The organism is Celerinatantimonas yamalensis (assembly GCF_046054155.1).
In the GTDB taxonomy this organism is placed as follows: Bacteria; Pseudomonadota; Gammaproteobacteria; order Enterobacterales; family Celerinatantimonadaceae; genus Celerinatantimonas; species Celerinatantimonas yamalensis.
The window spans coordinates 156,398-171,898 of record NZ_JBEQCT010000003.1; the positions used below are offsets into that span (position 1 = coordinate 156,398).

Here is a 15,501-nt window from a genome sequence, read left to right on the forward strand (position 1 = left end):
CTTCCTTTTTAATTTCAAAAAACTACCCGTTATTTTAGCCTAATTCTTGCTTCTCATCTCTGCTCCGAAGTTTTTATTGTATGTCTTGATGGCCTCGAATGCTTTACGCCATTGCGCTCTGTTGCTGATGCATAAGCTAGATGATCTCAGAACGTCCTTTAAGTCACAGTCCTCGAAACATGATCACGAAATAGCCGTTGAGTCACCTGATGATCAGTATTTGGCTTGTTCATCGTTTCAATTACCTACGCAGCACCTATTCACACAATGACCTTTCTTTTTGTGTATTTTTCTACGCCCACGACATCACAAGCTTATGATATAGGTGATCCTCGAAGCCACGAAAATATGCTATGTTGCCTGTTCGATGAACTTCATCTTGCTATAGGGGCCAAGCTGTGCAGCAATATACATTACAGGGAATGCAGATAAGTGACTATTACTTAGATGTACCATTAGATTGGCAACATCCTGAATTTAGCGCTCCAATCCAAGTGTTTATCCGTGAAGTGGTCGATGCCAATCGGGCCAATGAATCCCTTCCGCTACTGTTATTCTTACAGGGCGGGCCCGGTGGTAAATCGCCAAGACCGCAGCTCGGTTCTCCTTGCTGGCTTGCACAAGCGCTAAAAACACATCGGGTGATCCTACTGGATCAACGCGGTACCGGACGGAGTAGCCGAATTGATGCTAATCTGATGCGACAAATGAGTGCTGAGCAAGGGTGTGCGTATCTGTTAGAATTTCGCGCTGATAGTATCGTGGCAGATTGCGAGTGGCTACGCACCACGCGGTTCGCCGGACAGAAATTTGAAACGCTTGGACAAAGTTATGGTGGTTTTATCACCTTGACCTATTTGTCACAGGCCCCGCAAGGTTTGGCTGCTTGTTATGTCACAGGCGGTTTGGCCGGGATAAGCGCCAGTATTGATGAGATCTATACGCAGACCTATCAGAGTGTGGCCGATAAAACGCAGCAATATTATCAGCGTTATCCTGATGATATGGTGCAAATGGCACGCATTGCTGACCGACTGCAGGCTGAACCCGTTTACCTTCCGGATGGTGATACGCTCACCATCGAGCGTTTTCAATCACTCGGGATCTTATTCGGTATGGGGTCGGGGTTTGAACAACTGCATTGGTTAGTCGAAGAGGCTTTTGCAAGCAGTGATCGTGAACAGTTAAGCGATACTTTTTTGTTGCAGGTGATGATGCTTACCGGATTTTATGGCAATCCTCTGTATGCAGCGTTGCATGAAAGTATTTATGGGCAAGGGGCGAACGCTACCAATTGGGCTGCGCAGCGCGTTCGTGATGGTTTGAGGGGATTTGATAGCCATATCCGGCCGCTACCCGTGACGGGTGAGATGATCTACCCTTGGATGTTTGACGAGATCTGCTCGCTGAGAGCATTTGCACCTGCGGCACGTGCCATAGCCGCATATGGCCAGTATCGGCCTTTATATGATGTTGAGCGTTTAGCTTGCAATGAAGTACCTGTGGTGGCGGCGGTGTATGCCAATGATATGTATGTTCCTCGAGCCTTGTCTTTGCAAACGGCTCAGCAGGTGGGGCATCTTAAAACGTGGGTCACTGATGAGTTTGAACATGATGGTGTGCGCCAATCACCCGAAGTGTTTATTCACTTACAACAAATGCTAGCTGATAAAAACGAATGAGTATTCATATGATAGGGTTTTTATAGACACGGCATTAACTGGACAGTGATTGACAAGTTGTTTACGGATGCAAACTTGCTTGCCTTGTCATTTTACATTGGCGAGAATTTATTCGCATTTTAGAATGGGCATGTATAATGGTTTGTCTTATCGATATAAAAAGGACGTGACATGACTGCGACCGAGTACTTGAATGAGTTGAATCAACGTTATTTAGCGATTCACCGAACCAAAGAAGATCTGTTCTGGGAGACCTACATGGGAACCAGTGATGATCATCAAGGTGCTTCTCAAGCCTTGTCCGATTGGACATCGTTTCTCAGTGATATGACTCATTTGACTGAGGTGAAAATCCAACTTGAAGCGGCTCAATCGATTGTTGATGAAACTGAACGACAAGCCACTTGCCAAGGGTTAGTGGGCTGGCAGGCCATGTTTGAAGCCCATGCGATAGAGTCACATCGGGCCAAAACACTCAAAGATGAGCTGATTCAATTTGAAGCGCAGTTATTTGAGAAAAAACAGAACCACATCATGACCTATACTGATGCCGAAGGGCAAGCGGTTGAGGCTTCTTTGCCGCTGCTACGTAGCGTGATGAACACTAATGAAAATGAAGCGGTGCGCCAAAGTGCCCATCAGGCTTTATTAGATCTCGAGCAATGGCTCTTACACAATGGCTTTTTAGAGCTGGTTAAACATCGCAACACCTTTGCTCAGTCACTCGGATATGCGAATTATTTTGACTATTCGGTAGAGAAAACCGAACACATGAGTAGCGAGCAGCTCTTTACTATTTTAGATGATTTTCAGATACGTACCCGTCAAGCTAACCAGAGCAGCTTAGATGCATTAGCGCAACACAAAGGCTCTCAAGCATTGCTTGCGCATAACTTCATCTATTCGTATGCTGGCGATGTGATGAGTGATTTGGACCCGTATGTACCATTTTCTAAATCGTTGCGTCGCTGGGTTGAGTCGTTTGGTCGGTTAGGGATTGATTATAGCCAAGCACAATTGACCCTTGATTTGCTCGATCGAAAAGGAAAATATCAAAATGGCTTCTGCCATGGACCTGTTCCATCTTTTTATGACCAAGGCCAATGGATTGCTGGGCAAGTCAATTTCACTAGTAACGCCAAACCGGATCAAGTAGGGAGTGGCTATTCAGGGATCAATACTCTGTTTCATGAAGGCGGGCATGCCGCGCATTTCGCCAATGTTAAAATGAATGCTCCTTGTTTTTCCCAAGAATTTGCACCGACCTCGATGGCTTATGCCGAAACACAATCCATGTTTTGTGATAGCTTATTGAGTGATGCTGATTGGTTAACGTTGTATGCCAAAGATGCGCAAGGCAATGCAGTGCCTGAGCACTTGATCCAAGCAATGACCCAAGCAGTTCAACCATTTAAAGCTTATGAAGAGCGCAGTATTTTGGTGGTGCCCTATTTTGAGCGTGCCTTATACTCACTCAGTGATGACCAGCTCGTGCCTGAGCAGGTCAGTCAGTTAGCGCGTGATACCGAACAACAGATTTTAGGCCTTTCATGTAGTCCAAGACCGTTGCTGGCGATCCCTCATTTGCTTTCTGATGAGTCAGCGTGCTCCTACCAAGGGTACTTGCTAGCACATATGGCTGTTTACCAAACGCGCGATTATTTTACTCGCCGATTTGGCTATTTAACCGATAATCCTAAAATTGGCCCACTGTTAGCTAAACACTATTGGCATGCGGGCAATAGTGTCTCGTTAACGGATTGTATTCAAAGTCTATGTGGTGAAGGATTTAATGCAAAATACTTGGCCGATACGTGTAATCTTTCAGCTGAGCAAGCTTGGGAAATTGAGCTACAAAAAATCGCAGCATTGAGCTCGCGTGAGCAAGTCTCTCCGGCACCTTTAAATGCGCAAATTCGCATTGTCGATGGCTTCCGAGAGCTAGCGACTAATGATGAATCAAATGAGCAGATGTGCGCGCAGTTTGAAGCCTATATTAGTGATACTTACGGGTGTTAATCCAAATGCTAACAAGGAGACGTAATGTCTCCTTGTTGGTCACCTATCTGAACATACCCTCATTTTTTCTGATTATTGAGCACATCGTTAAATATTTTCGATAGTTTTTGGATCCCCGGTTCAATAGCCTCGGGCGCAATGGCATGAAAGCCTAAACGAAAGTAGCACTTAGGCTGATGTGTGCCAATAAAGTAGTTCGAGCCAGGTTCAATCAAAATACTATTATGGGCAGCGCGCCAAGCTAACAGCTCGGTATTGATCTGTTCTGGGGCTTGTAGCCAGAATGCCGTAGCTTTGGTGTTTGCATAGCGACATTGCGGTAGATAGCGATCGAGAGCCCCTTTGAGAAGGCTCCAGCGGTAGGCTGAATTTTCTCGATAGTGGCGTAAAAATGTTTCGTAGTAGCCTTGTGATAAAAAATAAGCCATCTGATATTGAATATACGATGGTGGATGGCGATATGTGATTCTTCGCAGTGAGCGTAACTCGTCAATGAGTTCTGTTGAAGCCACGATATAACCTAACCGAAGACCCGGCGCGAGTGCTTTAGATAAGCTACTCATGTAAATCACACGACCACAGTTATCATGTGCTTTGAGTGCTGGGCGTGGCCGCTGTTCAATATTGGTGTCTGAATCAAAGTCATCTTCTAGGATGATTTGATTATGATCAATTGCTTGCTGAAGTAGCGCTTTGCGCCGTGCATTGCTCATACTCACGCCCGTTGGCGCTTGATGACTAGGCGTCACATAAAAAAAGTCGCAATCTGCCGACGGTTCGTTAAGAATAATTCCTTGTTCATCCACCTCATGCGGAATAATCCGCTGCGTACGTAAGCGAAAAGTATTGACTGCCTCTAAATAAACGGGGGACTCAACACCCACGGTTGTTTGCTGATCAAATAAAAGTTGCGACACCAGACTTAACGCATTTTGGGTGCCGAGAGTGATTAGTATTTCACTGTCTTGCGCAATAATTCCCCGTTTAGGGAGAACATGATGGCGTAGCTGTGTTAATAGCGAGGCGGCGTCTTGGTCGACTAAATCATGTACCCAATCATGGGCATGCATATTCCCGGTAATTTTTCGTGCTGCTTCTCGCCATTTCTCCATCGGAAACAAATTGGCGTCAGGTTGACCATACAAAAATGGATATTCGAACTTGGCCCAATTGGACGGTTTATGAATGGTTGGGTATTGACTTGGACTATTTTTGAACAAATTGTCCCAATTAGGTGCATGGGCAATATCTTGGGTGAGTTCTACGGGGGCCTCTTGACTAAGGTAATCGGGGTCATATTGCGGCGCGATGTAGTACCCGCTACGCGGGCGACTGATCAGATACCCATCATCGCATAAGCTTTCATACACCAAGGATACGGTGTTGCGAGAGATCTTTAATTGCTCACTCAAAGCGCGGCATGAGGGCAATGACTCATCACGAATGAATCGTCCGGCTAAGATGGATGTGACCAACACCTCGCGCAGTTGTTCTTGTAATCCGCGGTCTTTGGCAAAACTAATTTGTAAGCAACATTCGATCATCCATTATCCCTCCGCACTCACTGATGATTAGACTAAGCAACCTTTGTGCCTAATTGCACTAGCTGGCTGTTATGTCGATCTAGTCATTTCGATTACCGAGTGTTTGGGGTGTCGTATTAGGAGCGAGCGGTGGCATCTGACTCATATTTTCACTGACGTTGGCCCTATCTAACATTGGATGAACACGTTATTAGTGAAAAGAGAGCTTATTGCGATGAGCTTAAAAATATCGTGATGAGTGAATTTGATGGACGACATACTACAGTGGAGAGGTAATAAATGGAGCTTAATATTTCACGAATGCTTAAAGGATTAACGGCAGCAACACTGTTAACTATGGGATTGAATAGTTTAAGTCAGGCCGCTGATCTTCCCGCCATTGAGAAAAGTGGGGTGCTCAAAGTTGTGACAGAAGATAACTATGCACCATTTAATTTTATCACAAATGGTAAACCCGATGGCTTTAATAAAGATGTGCTCGTTGAGCTAAAAAAATATACCCATAAATTTAAAATTAAACAAAGTATCTTACCTTGGACTGGATTATTAGCTGCTGTTTCGTCAGGACAATATGATGTTGCCATTACCGGCGCACTCATTACTGATGATCGTCTGAAGGCATTAAATTTTGTTGCACCGCTTGCCTCAGCACAAGATTTTTATGTTAAGCGAGCTGGGGATAATCGCATCAAGAGTGTTGCGGATTTAAGTGGTAAAACATTAGGGGTGCAAGCGGGTAGTGCCTTATTAGCACGCCTTCCAGAGCTTGTAGTCATGCTAGCTAAAACCGGAGGCAAGCTTGGTAAAGTCGTTCAATATCAATCGTATCCTGAAGCGTATGCAGACTTGGCCAACGGTCGACTGGACTATGTAATCAATGCAGTGATTTCAGTGAACGATGTGGTGAAAAAACATCCAAATATCTTTGCCAAAGGGCAGGCTGTCTCAGGGCACGGATTTGTGGCTTGGCCGGTTCCTAAAAGTAGTCCGAAATTACTCGCTTTTCTGGACGGATTCGTCAAACATTTAAAAGACACCGGCAAGCTAAAAGAGCTGCAACTTAAGTGGTTTGGCCAAGCGTTTGATAATTTACCTGATCAACCTATTACCAATGTTGAAGAGTTTCATCGACTAGCTGGTATTTAAATCATCATGTTAAAGGGCTAGTACAGCGTTCTAGCTAGTCCTTTATTTTGTGTGTGGTTATGTTGGGGGCACTGCATGGATCTGAATGCTTGGATTTTATTATTAGAAGGGGCTTGGACCACCCTTTGGATCTCCGGGGTGGCGATTATTATTGGTGTCAGTGCAGGGCTTCTTATTGCTCTGATTCGCCAGAAAAAAATCCCCATTATTGAGCAATTATTAACGCTATACATTAGCTTAGTTCGCTCAACTCCACTGATTACCTTAGTGTTGTTTTTATTTTTATCCCTACCTGCGCTTGGGATCCATTTAGAAAAACATATTGCGGCGATTTTATCATTAGCGATTAACACAGCAGCGTTTAACGCTGAAATATGGCGTTCAGCGATTAGAAATTTTTCCAAAGACCAACATGAAGCAGCAATGTCGGTGGGGATGACGCATTGGGTTTTCTTTCGACACATTATGCTGCCGCAAATGATTGCGGTGAGTTTACCGCCGCTAGTCAATGAGATGTCGTTTTTAATTAAAGGCAGCCCTGCGATTGCCATTATTGGTATTGTTGACTTAACCCGAGTAACTAACCGTATCTCGGCGGTGACTTATCAGCCGCTTTATCCCATTTTAGGCGCAGGATTGATCTACATGATCATTGTAGGTGTATTGGTCAAATTGCAATATGTTGCTGAGAAGAAAGCACATCGACTTGCCATGTAGGAGGATAGACTATGCAGCAGTGGTCAGCCATTTGGGGCGCGAGAGACATCTACATCGATGGTTTTTTTACCACGGTTTATTTGTTTGTTACCTCCTCAATATTAGCTTTTTTATTAGGGTGCGTGTTTTTGTATATTCATGAGGGCGGAAAACACTTAACCAATCGTTTATTGATGAGTTTTGTGAGTGTTATGCGCACATTGCCATTTTTGATTTTAGCTTATTTGATGTACTACGGTCTCCCTCAAGTAGGGATCCGCTTTGAGGCAGGAACGGCCGGATTATTGGCCTTATGGATCTACCATGGAGCCTATTTTTTCGAAATTTTTCGGGGACAACGCATTGTCATGCCCAAGGGGCTGATTGAAGCGGCCGTCGCCCATGGTTTTCGCCGGCATCAAGTTTTTATTCATATTGTATTGCCATACGTCACGATGAGTTCTCTGCCATTATTGGGTAATCAGCTGATTATCTGTCTTAAAGACACCGCCTTTTTATGCATCATTACGGTGCAAGAGATCACAGCCGCTGCTAACAGTGTGCAGGCAACCTACTTTATTCCGATGAAAGCGTTTGTCGTGGCGATTGCATTGTATTGGATCGTTGGGTTGGGATTGGAATTTGGGATCCGCAAAATGCAGTTGTTTAGCCGAAAAAGAGGATTTATGCATGTCTGATGATGCCGCAATTAGAGTTGTCAAATTATCCAAGCAGTTTGATGGTGTTGAAGTATTACGAGATATCAATTTAACGGTTGAAAAAGGTGAGGTCGTCAGCATTTTAGGTTCTTCTGGATCAGGCAAATCAACCTTGTTGCGCTGCATGAACTGGCTAGAACAACCTGAGCGAGGAAAAATTTTCTTAGGTCATGAACGTATTGGGGTAGATGAGCACACGCAACATCCCATGACCAATAAGCAATTGTCGAGGATCCGTGAACGAGTTGGCATGGTGTTTCAAAGCTTTAACTTATGGCCGCACTTGAATGTGCTACAAAATGTAATTGTGTCACTCGTATACGTAAAAAAAATGGCTAAATCTGACGCTCATCAGCTCGCTTTGCGTCAGCTCGAAAAAGTGGGCATGTTGGATAAAAAAGATAACTACCCGATCACTTTATCTGGTGGGCAAAAGCAGCGTGTGGCCATCGCTCGCTCCTTAGCGATGAGTCCAGAAGTATTACTTTTTGATGAGCCAACGTCGGCCCTCGATCCAGAACGAGTCGGTGAAGTTTTAGCGGTGATGAAGCAACTTTCCCTAGAAGGCTACACGATGGTTGTGGTGACCCATGAAATGGAATTTGCGAGGATGGTGTCAGATAAAGTGGTGTTTCTAGAGCAAGGCAAGTTGATTGAACAATCAGATCCTGAGTCGTTCTTTAATCATCCCAAATCGGAACGTGTGCAACAATTTTTGAAAACATTGGGCAGTTAAGCAATAAAATAGTGCCTATTGGGTTTCAATAGGCACTATTTTTACGATTTATTGCGCTTACAGGATTTAAGCATCTCGATCAATAGCGAATGCTGACCAGGCTTGGCGAGTCGGCATCACCTCGACCCGGTTGATACAAATATGTGCGGGGAGTGTTGCAATATAAAACATCTGCTCGGCAATATCATCCGCGCTAAGTGCCGTTGTGCCTTGGTACAACTTGTCAGAAGCGGCTTGATCGCCTTTGGTGCGCACCAACGTGAATTCCGTTTCAGCGATGCCTGGCGCAAGATCGGTGACACGAATTCCTGTCCCTAACAAATCACATCGCAAGTTATAACTAAACTGCTTCACAAAAGCTTTAGATGCACCATAGACATGGCTACCTGGGTAGGGCCACTGGCCCGCGATTGAGCCAACATTAATAATTGATGCCCCTTTATCCGCTTTCAGTAATTGCGGTAATACGTAATGGGTCACATTGACTAAACCGGTCACATTGGTATCAATCATAGTGTGCCAGTCCTCAAGGGCGACATCTTGAGCAGAAAGTGGGCTTAATGCCAGCCCTGCGTTATTGATGAGCGAGTGGATCGGTTGAAATGCTTCAGGAAGCGATTCAATGGCCTTTGCGACGGCTGTCGCATCGCGCACATCCAATTGAACGTAATGCACAGGTCCGAACTCACCGAGCTCTTGAGCAAGCTTTTGTAGCCGTTCTAAGCGCCGTCCGGTAATAATGACAGACCAACCAGCTTTGGCAAATCGATAGGCCGCCGCTTGTCCGAACCCTGATGTTGCCCCTGTGATCAATACCACATTTGTCATGTTGCGACTCCTATTAAGTAAGACTTGAAATTTGAAAAATATGCTGTGGATAATCGAGAAACTCTATGTAATCAAGTTCTACGGCGGTAGGGCCAGATAATACTGGCGTATAGGACACGTTATCTGACTCATCGCGCTCTAATGACTGGCTCTATTAGCATCATTAATTTGTTTCTACTCTGGGATCATCTGCCGCGATAGGGCAATGCATTCGATGATGAAGTTCACCTACATCGTTATATGTCATCGAGATGAATCATCAGGGGAACAAGGAGAGAATAGTGACAAATGACGAAGTCTACCAAATGGATCGTGATCATGTATTTCATTCATGGTCGGTTCAGGGGCAGCTCAACCCACTTGTAATTGAAGGTGCCAAGGGATGTAAGCTTTGGGATTATCAAGGCAAAGAATATCTCGATTTTTCCAGTCAACTGGTGAATATCAACATTGGTTATCAGCATCCCAAAGTGGTTGCCGCTATTCATCAGCAAGTGGATAAGCTGGCAATGATTGCCCCATCTACAGCTAATTTAGCCCGTGGTGAAGCAGCTCAGCGTATATTGGCGCATGCGCCAGATGTGTTCAAAAAAGTATTTTTCACGAATGCGGGTGCTGACGCTAATGAGAATGCGATGCGCTTAGCGCGTCTTTTTACCGGGCGAACAAAAATTCTTTCAGGTTACCGCTCATACCATGGCAATACGGGCAGCGCAATTGTTGCCACGGGCGATCCGCGCCGAATTCCTAACGAATACGCGCAGGGGCATGCCCATTTTTTTCAACCGTATCTGTATCGCAGTGAATTTTTTGCAGACGATGAGTCGCAAGAGTGTCAGCGTGCGCTAACCCATTTACGTCATCTGATCAGTGCTGAAGGGCCTCAGTCGATTGCGGCTATTTTGTTAGAAACCATTCCTGGAACGGCTGGTATTTTGGTGCCACCAGAGGGTTATCTGCAAGGGGTTCGACAGTTATGTGATGAATTTGGCATTGTGCTGATTTTAGATGAAGTGATGGCAGGGTTTGGTCGTACAGGGAGCTGGTTCGCGTTTGAACAATTTGGCATTGTGCCTGATTTAGTGACTTTTGCTAAAGGTGTGAACTCTGGTTATGTCCCGGCAGGCGGTGTATTGATTAGCGAAGCTATCGCTGCATACTTTAATGATCATTATTTCCCTGGTGGGTTGACCTATTCGGGGCATCCCTTAGCCATGGCGGCGATTGTGGCAACGCTCGATGCGATGGATGAAGAAAAGGTTGTTGAACATGCAGCTATGATCGGTCGCGAAATTCTAGCGCCGCAGCTTCACCAATTAGCCACTCGTCATGAGATGATTGGGGATGTTCGTGGCTGTGGTGTTTTCTGGGCTATTGAACTGGTCAGTGATAAGAACCTGCGTACTCCGTTGGCCGATGATCAGATGGCGGCGATCAAAGCGGATTTACTCAGTGCTGGCCTATTGCCATTTATAGCTGGAAACCGTATTCACATTGTGCCACCTTGTGTCATTACCCCAGATGAGGTCGAGGCTGGTTTGAGTATTCTGGATGCGGTACTCACCAAACATGCTCTTTAATCGGTTAAAGTGCTAAGTTGTCGCGTTAAAGTGGTCCGTTACACTCACCGCTCTTTAAGAGCGGGGAGTGTAACGGCTTGCATCTTTTGTGGATAAACGTAATGATCCAACGTTTAAGACAGTCACAAATGGAAGACAATGGCCACACCAACGCGGAAAAATCTATTTAAACTCATTGAACAGCGTGTCATCGCAGGCGAACGAAAAGCGGATATTTATGCTCCGTATGCAAAGCTTTCTGAAGCCAAACGTGTTGCGCGGGTCCTAGCGCAAGTACCCACGCCGCATCGGCGAGCTCAATTTAAGCGATTAAATCAATTACTGATGATGGTGGTAGCGCTGCTTGCTCTAATCAAAGCACTTAGCGTGCTTCTTATCGTGCGTAAAGCGGCGATCGCTGATGGCGCGCTATTGATTTTACTTGCCCCCGTACTGAATATCATTTTAATTTGGGTCATCGGCCAGTTTCGTGGTGTGGGTTATACGTTAACAGTGGTTCTTGGCTTCACTGCTTTATCTCACATCATGCAAGGGTTTACTCAAGGGGCCAATGGCTACATGCTCAGTATGAATGTGATCAATCTATTTGGTGTGTTGAGCTCAATGGTTTTAGCATTTATTTTGCTGAAAAATTTATTGCCATATACGAGCTTTTTTCTATCACCCAAAAAGGGCCCATCTGGTGAGCCGATTTTTGAGGATTAACTGATACGCTAAGCGCATGCTTAGTGTTAAGCTGGACCCGAGCAAGTATCAACGGATCACGATAAGCACTGTCTTTAATTGAGAGGTGTTAAAATTGATTGCAGTGATGCGAAATAGCTTTTAATATCAATAATATTATTGATATTTTTCTTAACATAAGAGTCTAACGTCATGTTTATCGATAGCACCTCGATTATTACCATCGTCATTGCTCTGCTGGTGGTCGTTACCGCTGCTAAAGCGGTGCGAATTGTTCCTCAAGCGCAATTGTGTGTGATTGAGCGACTAGGCCGTTTCCATATGGTTTTACACGGCGGACTTCACTTTATTGTCCCTTTTGTTGATCGCGTCCGGGTGACCTTTACTACCCAAGAGCAATTAATTAATCTGCGACCACAGAGCGTGATCACTAGAGATAACGTGAGTATTACTATTGATGGGCTGGTTTATCTTCGCGTGAGTGACGGAGAAAAGGCAGCCTACGAGATCACCGATATACGTGATGCGATAGCCCAACTTGCACAAACAACCTTGCGTTCTGAAATTGGTAAAATGGAGCTTGATGAAACTCTTTCTAGTCGCGAAGAGATGAATCAAGCATTGCAGATTGCCTTAGATGCTGCATCTGCGGGGTGGGGCGCGAAGGTGACCCGTGTTGAAATCAGTGATATTTCGGTACCCGACGATGTGCAATCGGCGATGGAGCTGCAACTACGAGCATCTCGTGAACGGCGAGCGATTGAAACGCAAGCAGCGGCCAATAAAAATCGCGTGATTGCAGAAGCAGAAGGCGCACGCCAACGTGCATACCTTGAGGCTGAGGCAAAAGAACGAATGGCCGAAGCAGATAAAAAAACTCAGATTTTGTTAGCTGAAGCTGAAAGTCAGCAGCGAATCCTTTCCGCTGAAGGACAACGACAGGGGATTGAATTGATTGCTCAGGCGCTAAAAGAGAATAAGTTTGCTGGTGAATACATCTTGGCACAAGAGCGTATTAAGGCATGGAATGGTATTGCGGCCAGTGATTCGAGTAATAAAATTGTGGTGCCATATGAAGCGAGTGAGCTTATTGGTAGTTTGTCGGTTCTTTCTAATATTTTAAAAAGTCCTGTGTCGACTGAGTTAAAAAATGACTAGCCTCGGGTGGTGGTTACTAGTGGTTATCGGTGTATTACTGATGATCTCTGAAGTTCTCATTACAGCTTTTGTTTTTTTGTGGTTTGGAATAGGGTTTGTAGTCGCAGGTATAGTGACCTACTTTATTCCATCGCTGAATTGGGGTGTTCAGTTACTCATTGCGGCGTTGGTTGGTTGCATCACCCTTTTTATCGGCCGGCGCTATTGTACGCAATCTGATAATGCTGAAAAGGTAACGCTTTATACCTTTGATGGTGGAGTGGGCCAGCTTGTGATCCGTGATGACCATGGAACATCCATGGTGAGTGTCTTGTGCCATGGAACCTATTGGTCTGTCGCCAATCCGCAGGTGATGGTTGAGTTTCCTCAACTGGTCAATGGAAGTTCGGTGCGGGTTAAGCAAGTGATCGACAACAAAGTGGAGATTGAACCACTGTAGTTCCTTTGCTAACAATATAGCGATGATGTTGCTCTGGTAATAGAGTAACGTCATTAAGGCATGATGATAATTTATCTGCGTTTAGTTATTCTTATTTCTTTCTGATTCATTTATATATTTAATTCTTGTGACTTTGATTTTATCAAATATGGATGACATCCATCAGAATTCAGTGTGCCAATGCGTTCAAAAGCGTTAGCCTGATTATATCTACTTAATAAAGTTAAAGTTACTAATAATGGCACTATTGGAATTCTTAATTAATCGAATGTTCCATATCGGCTCATTTTAATCGATAGTCGTGTATCATACGATGCATCGGTGCTGCCTGGTGACAGTGTTTGCCTTCAGTTGACTAATAGTAGGAAATGCGAATTATGAATCGTAATAGTGAGTTTTGCTTAGAGTCAGTTCATTCAAGCGGGCTTGCTTAATTCAATAGACATGAATAGCAAAGGTTAAAAAATTAGTAATTAAACAGGAACTATTAATCACTGATCAACAAAGGTGTATGTACTGATACAAATATATATTGTAGCCGTGGTTAATATCAGCGAAGCGTATCAAATATCATAGGATACATATCCTGATCTACAAACTTGCGACAAATGACTATCCGATTAGAAATAAATGCGATAGGATTGCAAGGTTTGTGTGTTCAAAATAGCTAAGAGGTAATATATGCGAATAGAATCAGACTTGAAATTGGGATTCAAAGACGTATTGATTCGACCAAAACGTTCAACATTAAAGAGTCGATCTCAGGTTGAAGTTATTAGAAATTATACGTTTAAGCATTCACAATGTCAATGGTCTGGCGTGCCAATTGTAGCCGCTAATATGGATACGGTTGGAACATTCAGTCTTGCCAAGGTGCTGGCGACTCATCAGATGATGACCGCAGTGCATAAGCATTACGATATCAAACAATGGCAGCAGTTTTTAAATCAATTACCGAAAGACCAACACCGATTTTTAATGGTTAGCACTGGGACCGGTGAGCAAGATTTTGTTAAAACGCGGCAAATTATGCAACTTAGCGACCAATTAAATTTTATTTGTATTGATGTTGCTAATGGCTATGCTGAGCATTTTGTTGATTATGTTGCCAAAGTTCGAGAAGAATTTCCCAATAAAGTTATTGTTGCTGGCAATGTAGTAACTGGCGAAATGGTCGAGGAACTGATTATCAGTGGCGCAGATATTATTAAAGTGGGGATCGGCCCAGGAAGCGTATGTACCACGCGGGTAAAAACTGGGGTGGGGTATCCGCAACTTTCAGCGATTATTGAATGTGCTGATGCGGCCCATGGTTTAAGCGGGCATATTATTGCCGATGGTGGGTGTACCTGCCCAGGCGATGTTGCGAAAGCATTTGGCGGTGGTGCCGATTTTGTAATGCTTGGAGGGATGCTTGCGGCCCATAATGAATGCGGGGGAGACATTATTGAACGTGATGGACAACAATATATGCGCTTTTATGGCATGAGTTCTCAGAGAGCCATGGATAAACACGCTGGTGGTGTTGCTGAATATCGCGCAGCAGAAGGAAAAACCGTCGAACTGCCGCTGCGAGGAAGTGTCGAGAATACCGTTCAAGATATTTTAGGTGGCGTGCGTTCGGCTTGCACGTATGTTGGTGCTAGTAAACTCAAAGAGCTGAGTAAACGAACCACATTTGTGCGGGTACTCGAGCAAGAAAACAACACCTATGGTAAAGAATAATCCATTAGGTGGCGACGGAATATGTAAATCCGTCTGTACATAGATTTGTAGCATTAAGTTGATATTGCCTCTTTGCCTATCCTAATTTTTGTCAGTGTACGACATAGGTGAAAGAGGCAATCATAAAAGGTTAGAATTAGAACTTATTTTTTATCTTATTGATTTAATTAATTTTATGTAATCTGAAGCTTTATAAGCGTCTAACCTAAAAATTAAATCAATACAGATTCATCATCTCATTTCAAATAACTCAGCCAAAATGTCCACACATTTTGATTAAGTGGAAGGCTGTCTACCCGTGAAATACTGTAAACGGTAGTGCAGAAAAGATATTTTATCCAGATAAATATGTTAAATTCCTTGATGTCCTAGAAGCATAAAATTTATTTTTATGTAAATAAATTGAGTTATACCTTGTCAGAAAACGTGAGTGACATCTCTTTAAAATATCACTATTAATAATAAATTTATAATTATAGGCAGTGATCACATTCTTTACCCCGTTCATCAACTAGTTTAATCAGGTAGTTGTTAATTCATTCGTA

Annotated in this window: 13 protein-coding genes; 11 read left to right on the plus strand and 2 right to left on the minus strand. The window is 44.0% G+C overall.

Annotated features, from left to right (window positions below; genetic code table 11):
* The first annotated feature begins 422 nt into the window (after positions 1-422).
* A complete protein-coding gene (locus tag ABUE30_RS08720) occupies positions 423-1,682 on the plus strand; it encodes an alpha/beta fold hydrolase (protein ID WP_408623572.1) in 1,260 nt (419 codons plus the stop codon).
* A 171-nt stretch (positions 1,683-1,853) separates the two neighbouring features.
* Positions 1,854-3,701 (plus strand): M3 family metallopeptidase, encoded by a 1,848-nt coding sequence (locus ABUE30_RS08725; protein WP_408623363.1) that lies wholly within the window; start codon positions 1,854-1,856, stop codon positions 3,699-3,701.
* Positions 3,702-3,760: 59 nt separating this feature from the next.
* On the opposite strand, the gene pdxR is transcribed toward ABUE30_RS08725, so the two are convergent.
* Positions 3,761-5,245 (minus strand): MocR-like pyridoxine biosynthesis transcription factor PdxR, encoded by a 1,485-nt coding sequence (gene pdxR / locus ABUE30_RS08730; protein WP_408623364.1) that lies wholly within the window; start codon positions 5,243-5,245, stop codon positions 3,761-3,763.
* Positions 5,246-5,545: 300 nt separating this feature from the next.
* Here pdxR and ABUE30_RS08735 point away from each other — a divergent pair, with 300 nt between their 5' ends.
* The 4 genes from ABUE30_RS08735 to ABUE30_RS08750 all read left to right on the plus strand — a co-directional run bounded on the left by ABUE30_RS08735 (position 5,546) and on the right by ABUE30_RS08750 (position 8,542).
* On the plus strand, positions 5,546-6,391 hold the full coding sequence (locus tag ABUE30_RS08735) for a transporter substrate-binding domain-containing protein (RefSeq protein ID WP_408623573.1): 846 nt from the start codon (positions 5,546-5,548) through the stop codon (positions 6,389-6,391).
* A 75-nt stretch (positions 6,392-6,466) separates the two neighbouring features.
* Positions 6,467-7,108: an amino acid ABC transporter permease gene (locus ABUE30_RS08740; protein WP_408623365.1), complete on the plus strand. Its 642-nt coding sequence runs from the start codon at positions 6,467-6,469 to the stop codon at positions 7,106-7,108.
* A gap of 11 nt (positions 7,109-7,119) precedes the next feature.
* A complete protein-coding gene (locus tag ABUE30_RS08745; RefSeq protein WP_408623366.1) occupies positions 7,120-7,785 on the plus strand; it encodes an amino acid ABC transporter permease in 666 nt (221 codons plus the stop codon).
* Positions 7,778-8,542: an amino acid ABC transporter ATP-binding protein gene (locus ABUE30_RS08750; protein ID WP_408623367.1), complete on the plus strand. Its 765-nt coding sequence runs from the start codon at positions 7,778-7,780 to the stop codon at positions 8,540-8,542. The genes ABUE30_RS08745 and ABUE30_RS08750 overlap by 8 nt, the downstream gene beginning before the upstream one ends.
* Positions 8,543-8,608: 66 nt before the next feature.
* On the opposite strand, the gene ABUE30_RS08755 is transcribed toward ABUE30_RS08750, so the two are convergent.
* The gene (locus ABUE30_RS08755; RefSeq protein WP_408623368.1) at positions 8,609-9,370 is read right to left on the minus strand and encodes an SDR family NAD(P)-dependent oxidoreductase; all 762 of its coding nucleotides are present in this window, start codon (positions 9,368-9,370) and stop codon (positions 8,609-8,611) included.
* Between the two features lie 251 nt (positions 9,371-9,621).
* On the opposite strand from ABUE30_RS08755, the gene ABUE30_RS08760 reads away from it, so the two are divergent.
* From ABUE30_RS08760 to ABUE30_RS08780, 5 genes are all read left to right on the plus strand, one after another.
* Complete coding sequence (locus ABUE30_RS08760; protein WP_408623369.1) at positions 9,622-10,950, plus strand: aspartate aminotransferase family protein; 1,329 nt, start codon at positions 9,622-9,624, stop codon at positions 10,948-10,950.
* 138 nt (positions 10,951-11,088) lie between these two features.
* A complete protein-coding gene (locus tag ABUE30_RS08765; RefSeq protein ID WP_408623370.1) occupies positions 11,089-11,655 on the plus strand; it encodes a hypothetical protein in 567 nt (188 codons plus the stop codon).
* 171 nt (positions 11,656-11,826) lie between these two features.
* Positions 11,827-12,792 (plus strand): SPFH domain-containing protein, encoded by a 966-nt coding sequence (locus ABUE30_RS08770; RefSeq protein ID WP_408623371.1) that lies wholly within the window; start codon positions 11,827-11,829, stop codon positions 12,790-12,792.
* The gene (locus ABUE30_RS08775) at positions 12,785-13,231 is read left to right on the plus strand and encodes an NfeD family protein (protein WP_408623372.1); all 447 of its coding nucleotides are present in this window, start codon (positions 12,785-12,787) and stop codon (positions 13,229-13,231) included. Before ABUE30_RS08770 ends, ABUE30_RS08775 begins: the two co-directional genes overlap by 8 nt.
* Positions 13,232-13,912: 681 nt before the next feature.
* Positions 13,913-14,956, plus strand: a complete 1,044-nt coding sequence (locus tag ABUE30_RS08780) for a GMP reductase (protein WP_408623373.1) — start codon at positions 13,913-13,915, stop codon at positions 14,954-14,956.
* Positions 14,957-15,501 lie beyond the last annotated feature (545 nt).

Coding starts and splice junctions, on each gene's coding strand:
- ABUE30_RS08735 (WP_408623573.1), top strand. CDS start 5,546: ATGCTTAAAGGATTAACGGCAGCAACACTGTTAACTATGGGATTGAAT.
- ABUE30_RS08760 (WP_408623369.1), top strand. CDS start 9,622: ATGAATCATCAGGGGAACAAGGAGAGAATAGTGACAAATGACGAAGTC.
- ABUE30_RS08780 (WP_408623373.1), top strand. CDS start 13,913: ATGCGAATAGAATCAGACTTGAAATTGGGATTCAAAGACGTATTGATT.
- ABUE30_RS08775 (WP_408623372.1), top strand. CDS start 12,785: ATGACTAGCCTCGGGTGGTGGTTACTAGTGGTTATCGGTGTATTACTG.
- ABUE30_RS08720 (WP_408623572.1), top strand. CDS start 423: ATGCAGATAAGTGACTATTACTTAGATGTACCATTAGATTGGCAACAT.
- ABUE30_RS08740 (WP_408623365.1), top strand. CDS start 6,467: ATGGATCTGAATGCTTGGATTTTATTATTAGAAGGGGCTTGGACCACC.
- ABUE30_RS08755 (WP_408623368.1), bottom strand. CDS start 9,370: ATGACAAATGTGGTATTGATCACAGGGGCAACATCAGGGTTCGGACAA.
- ABUE30_RS08725 (WP_408623363.1), top strand. CDS start 1,854: ATGACTGCGACCGAGTACTTGAATGAGTTGAATCAACGTTATTTAGCG.
- ABUE30_RS08765 (WP_408623370.1), top strand. CDS start 11,089: ATGGCCACACCAACGCGGAAAAATCTATTTAAACTCATTGAACAGCGT.
- ABUE30_RS08745 (WP_408623366.1), top strand. CDS start 7,120: ATGCAGCAGTGGTCAGCCATTTGGGGCGCGAGAGACATCTACATCGAT.
- ABUE30_RS08770 (WP_408623371.1), top strand. CDS start 11,827: ATGTTTATCGATAGCACCTCGATTATTACCATCGTCATTGCTCTGCTG.
- pdxR (WP_408623364.1), bottom strand. CDS start 5,245: ATGATCGAATGTTGCTTACAAATTAGTTTTGCCAAAGACCGCGGATTA.
- ABUE30_RS08750 (WP_408623367.1), top strand. CDS start 7,778: ATGTCTGATGATGCCGCAATTAGAGTTGTCAAATTATCCAAGCAGTTT.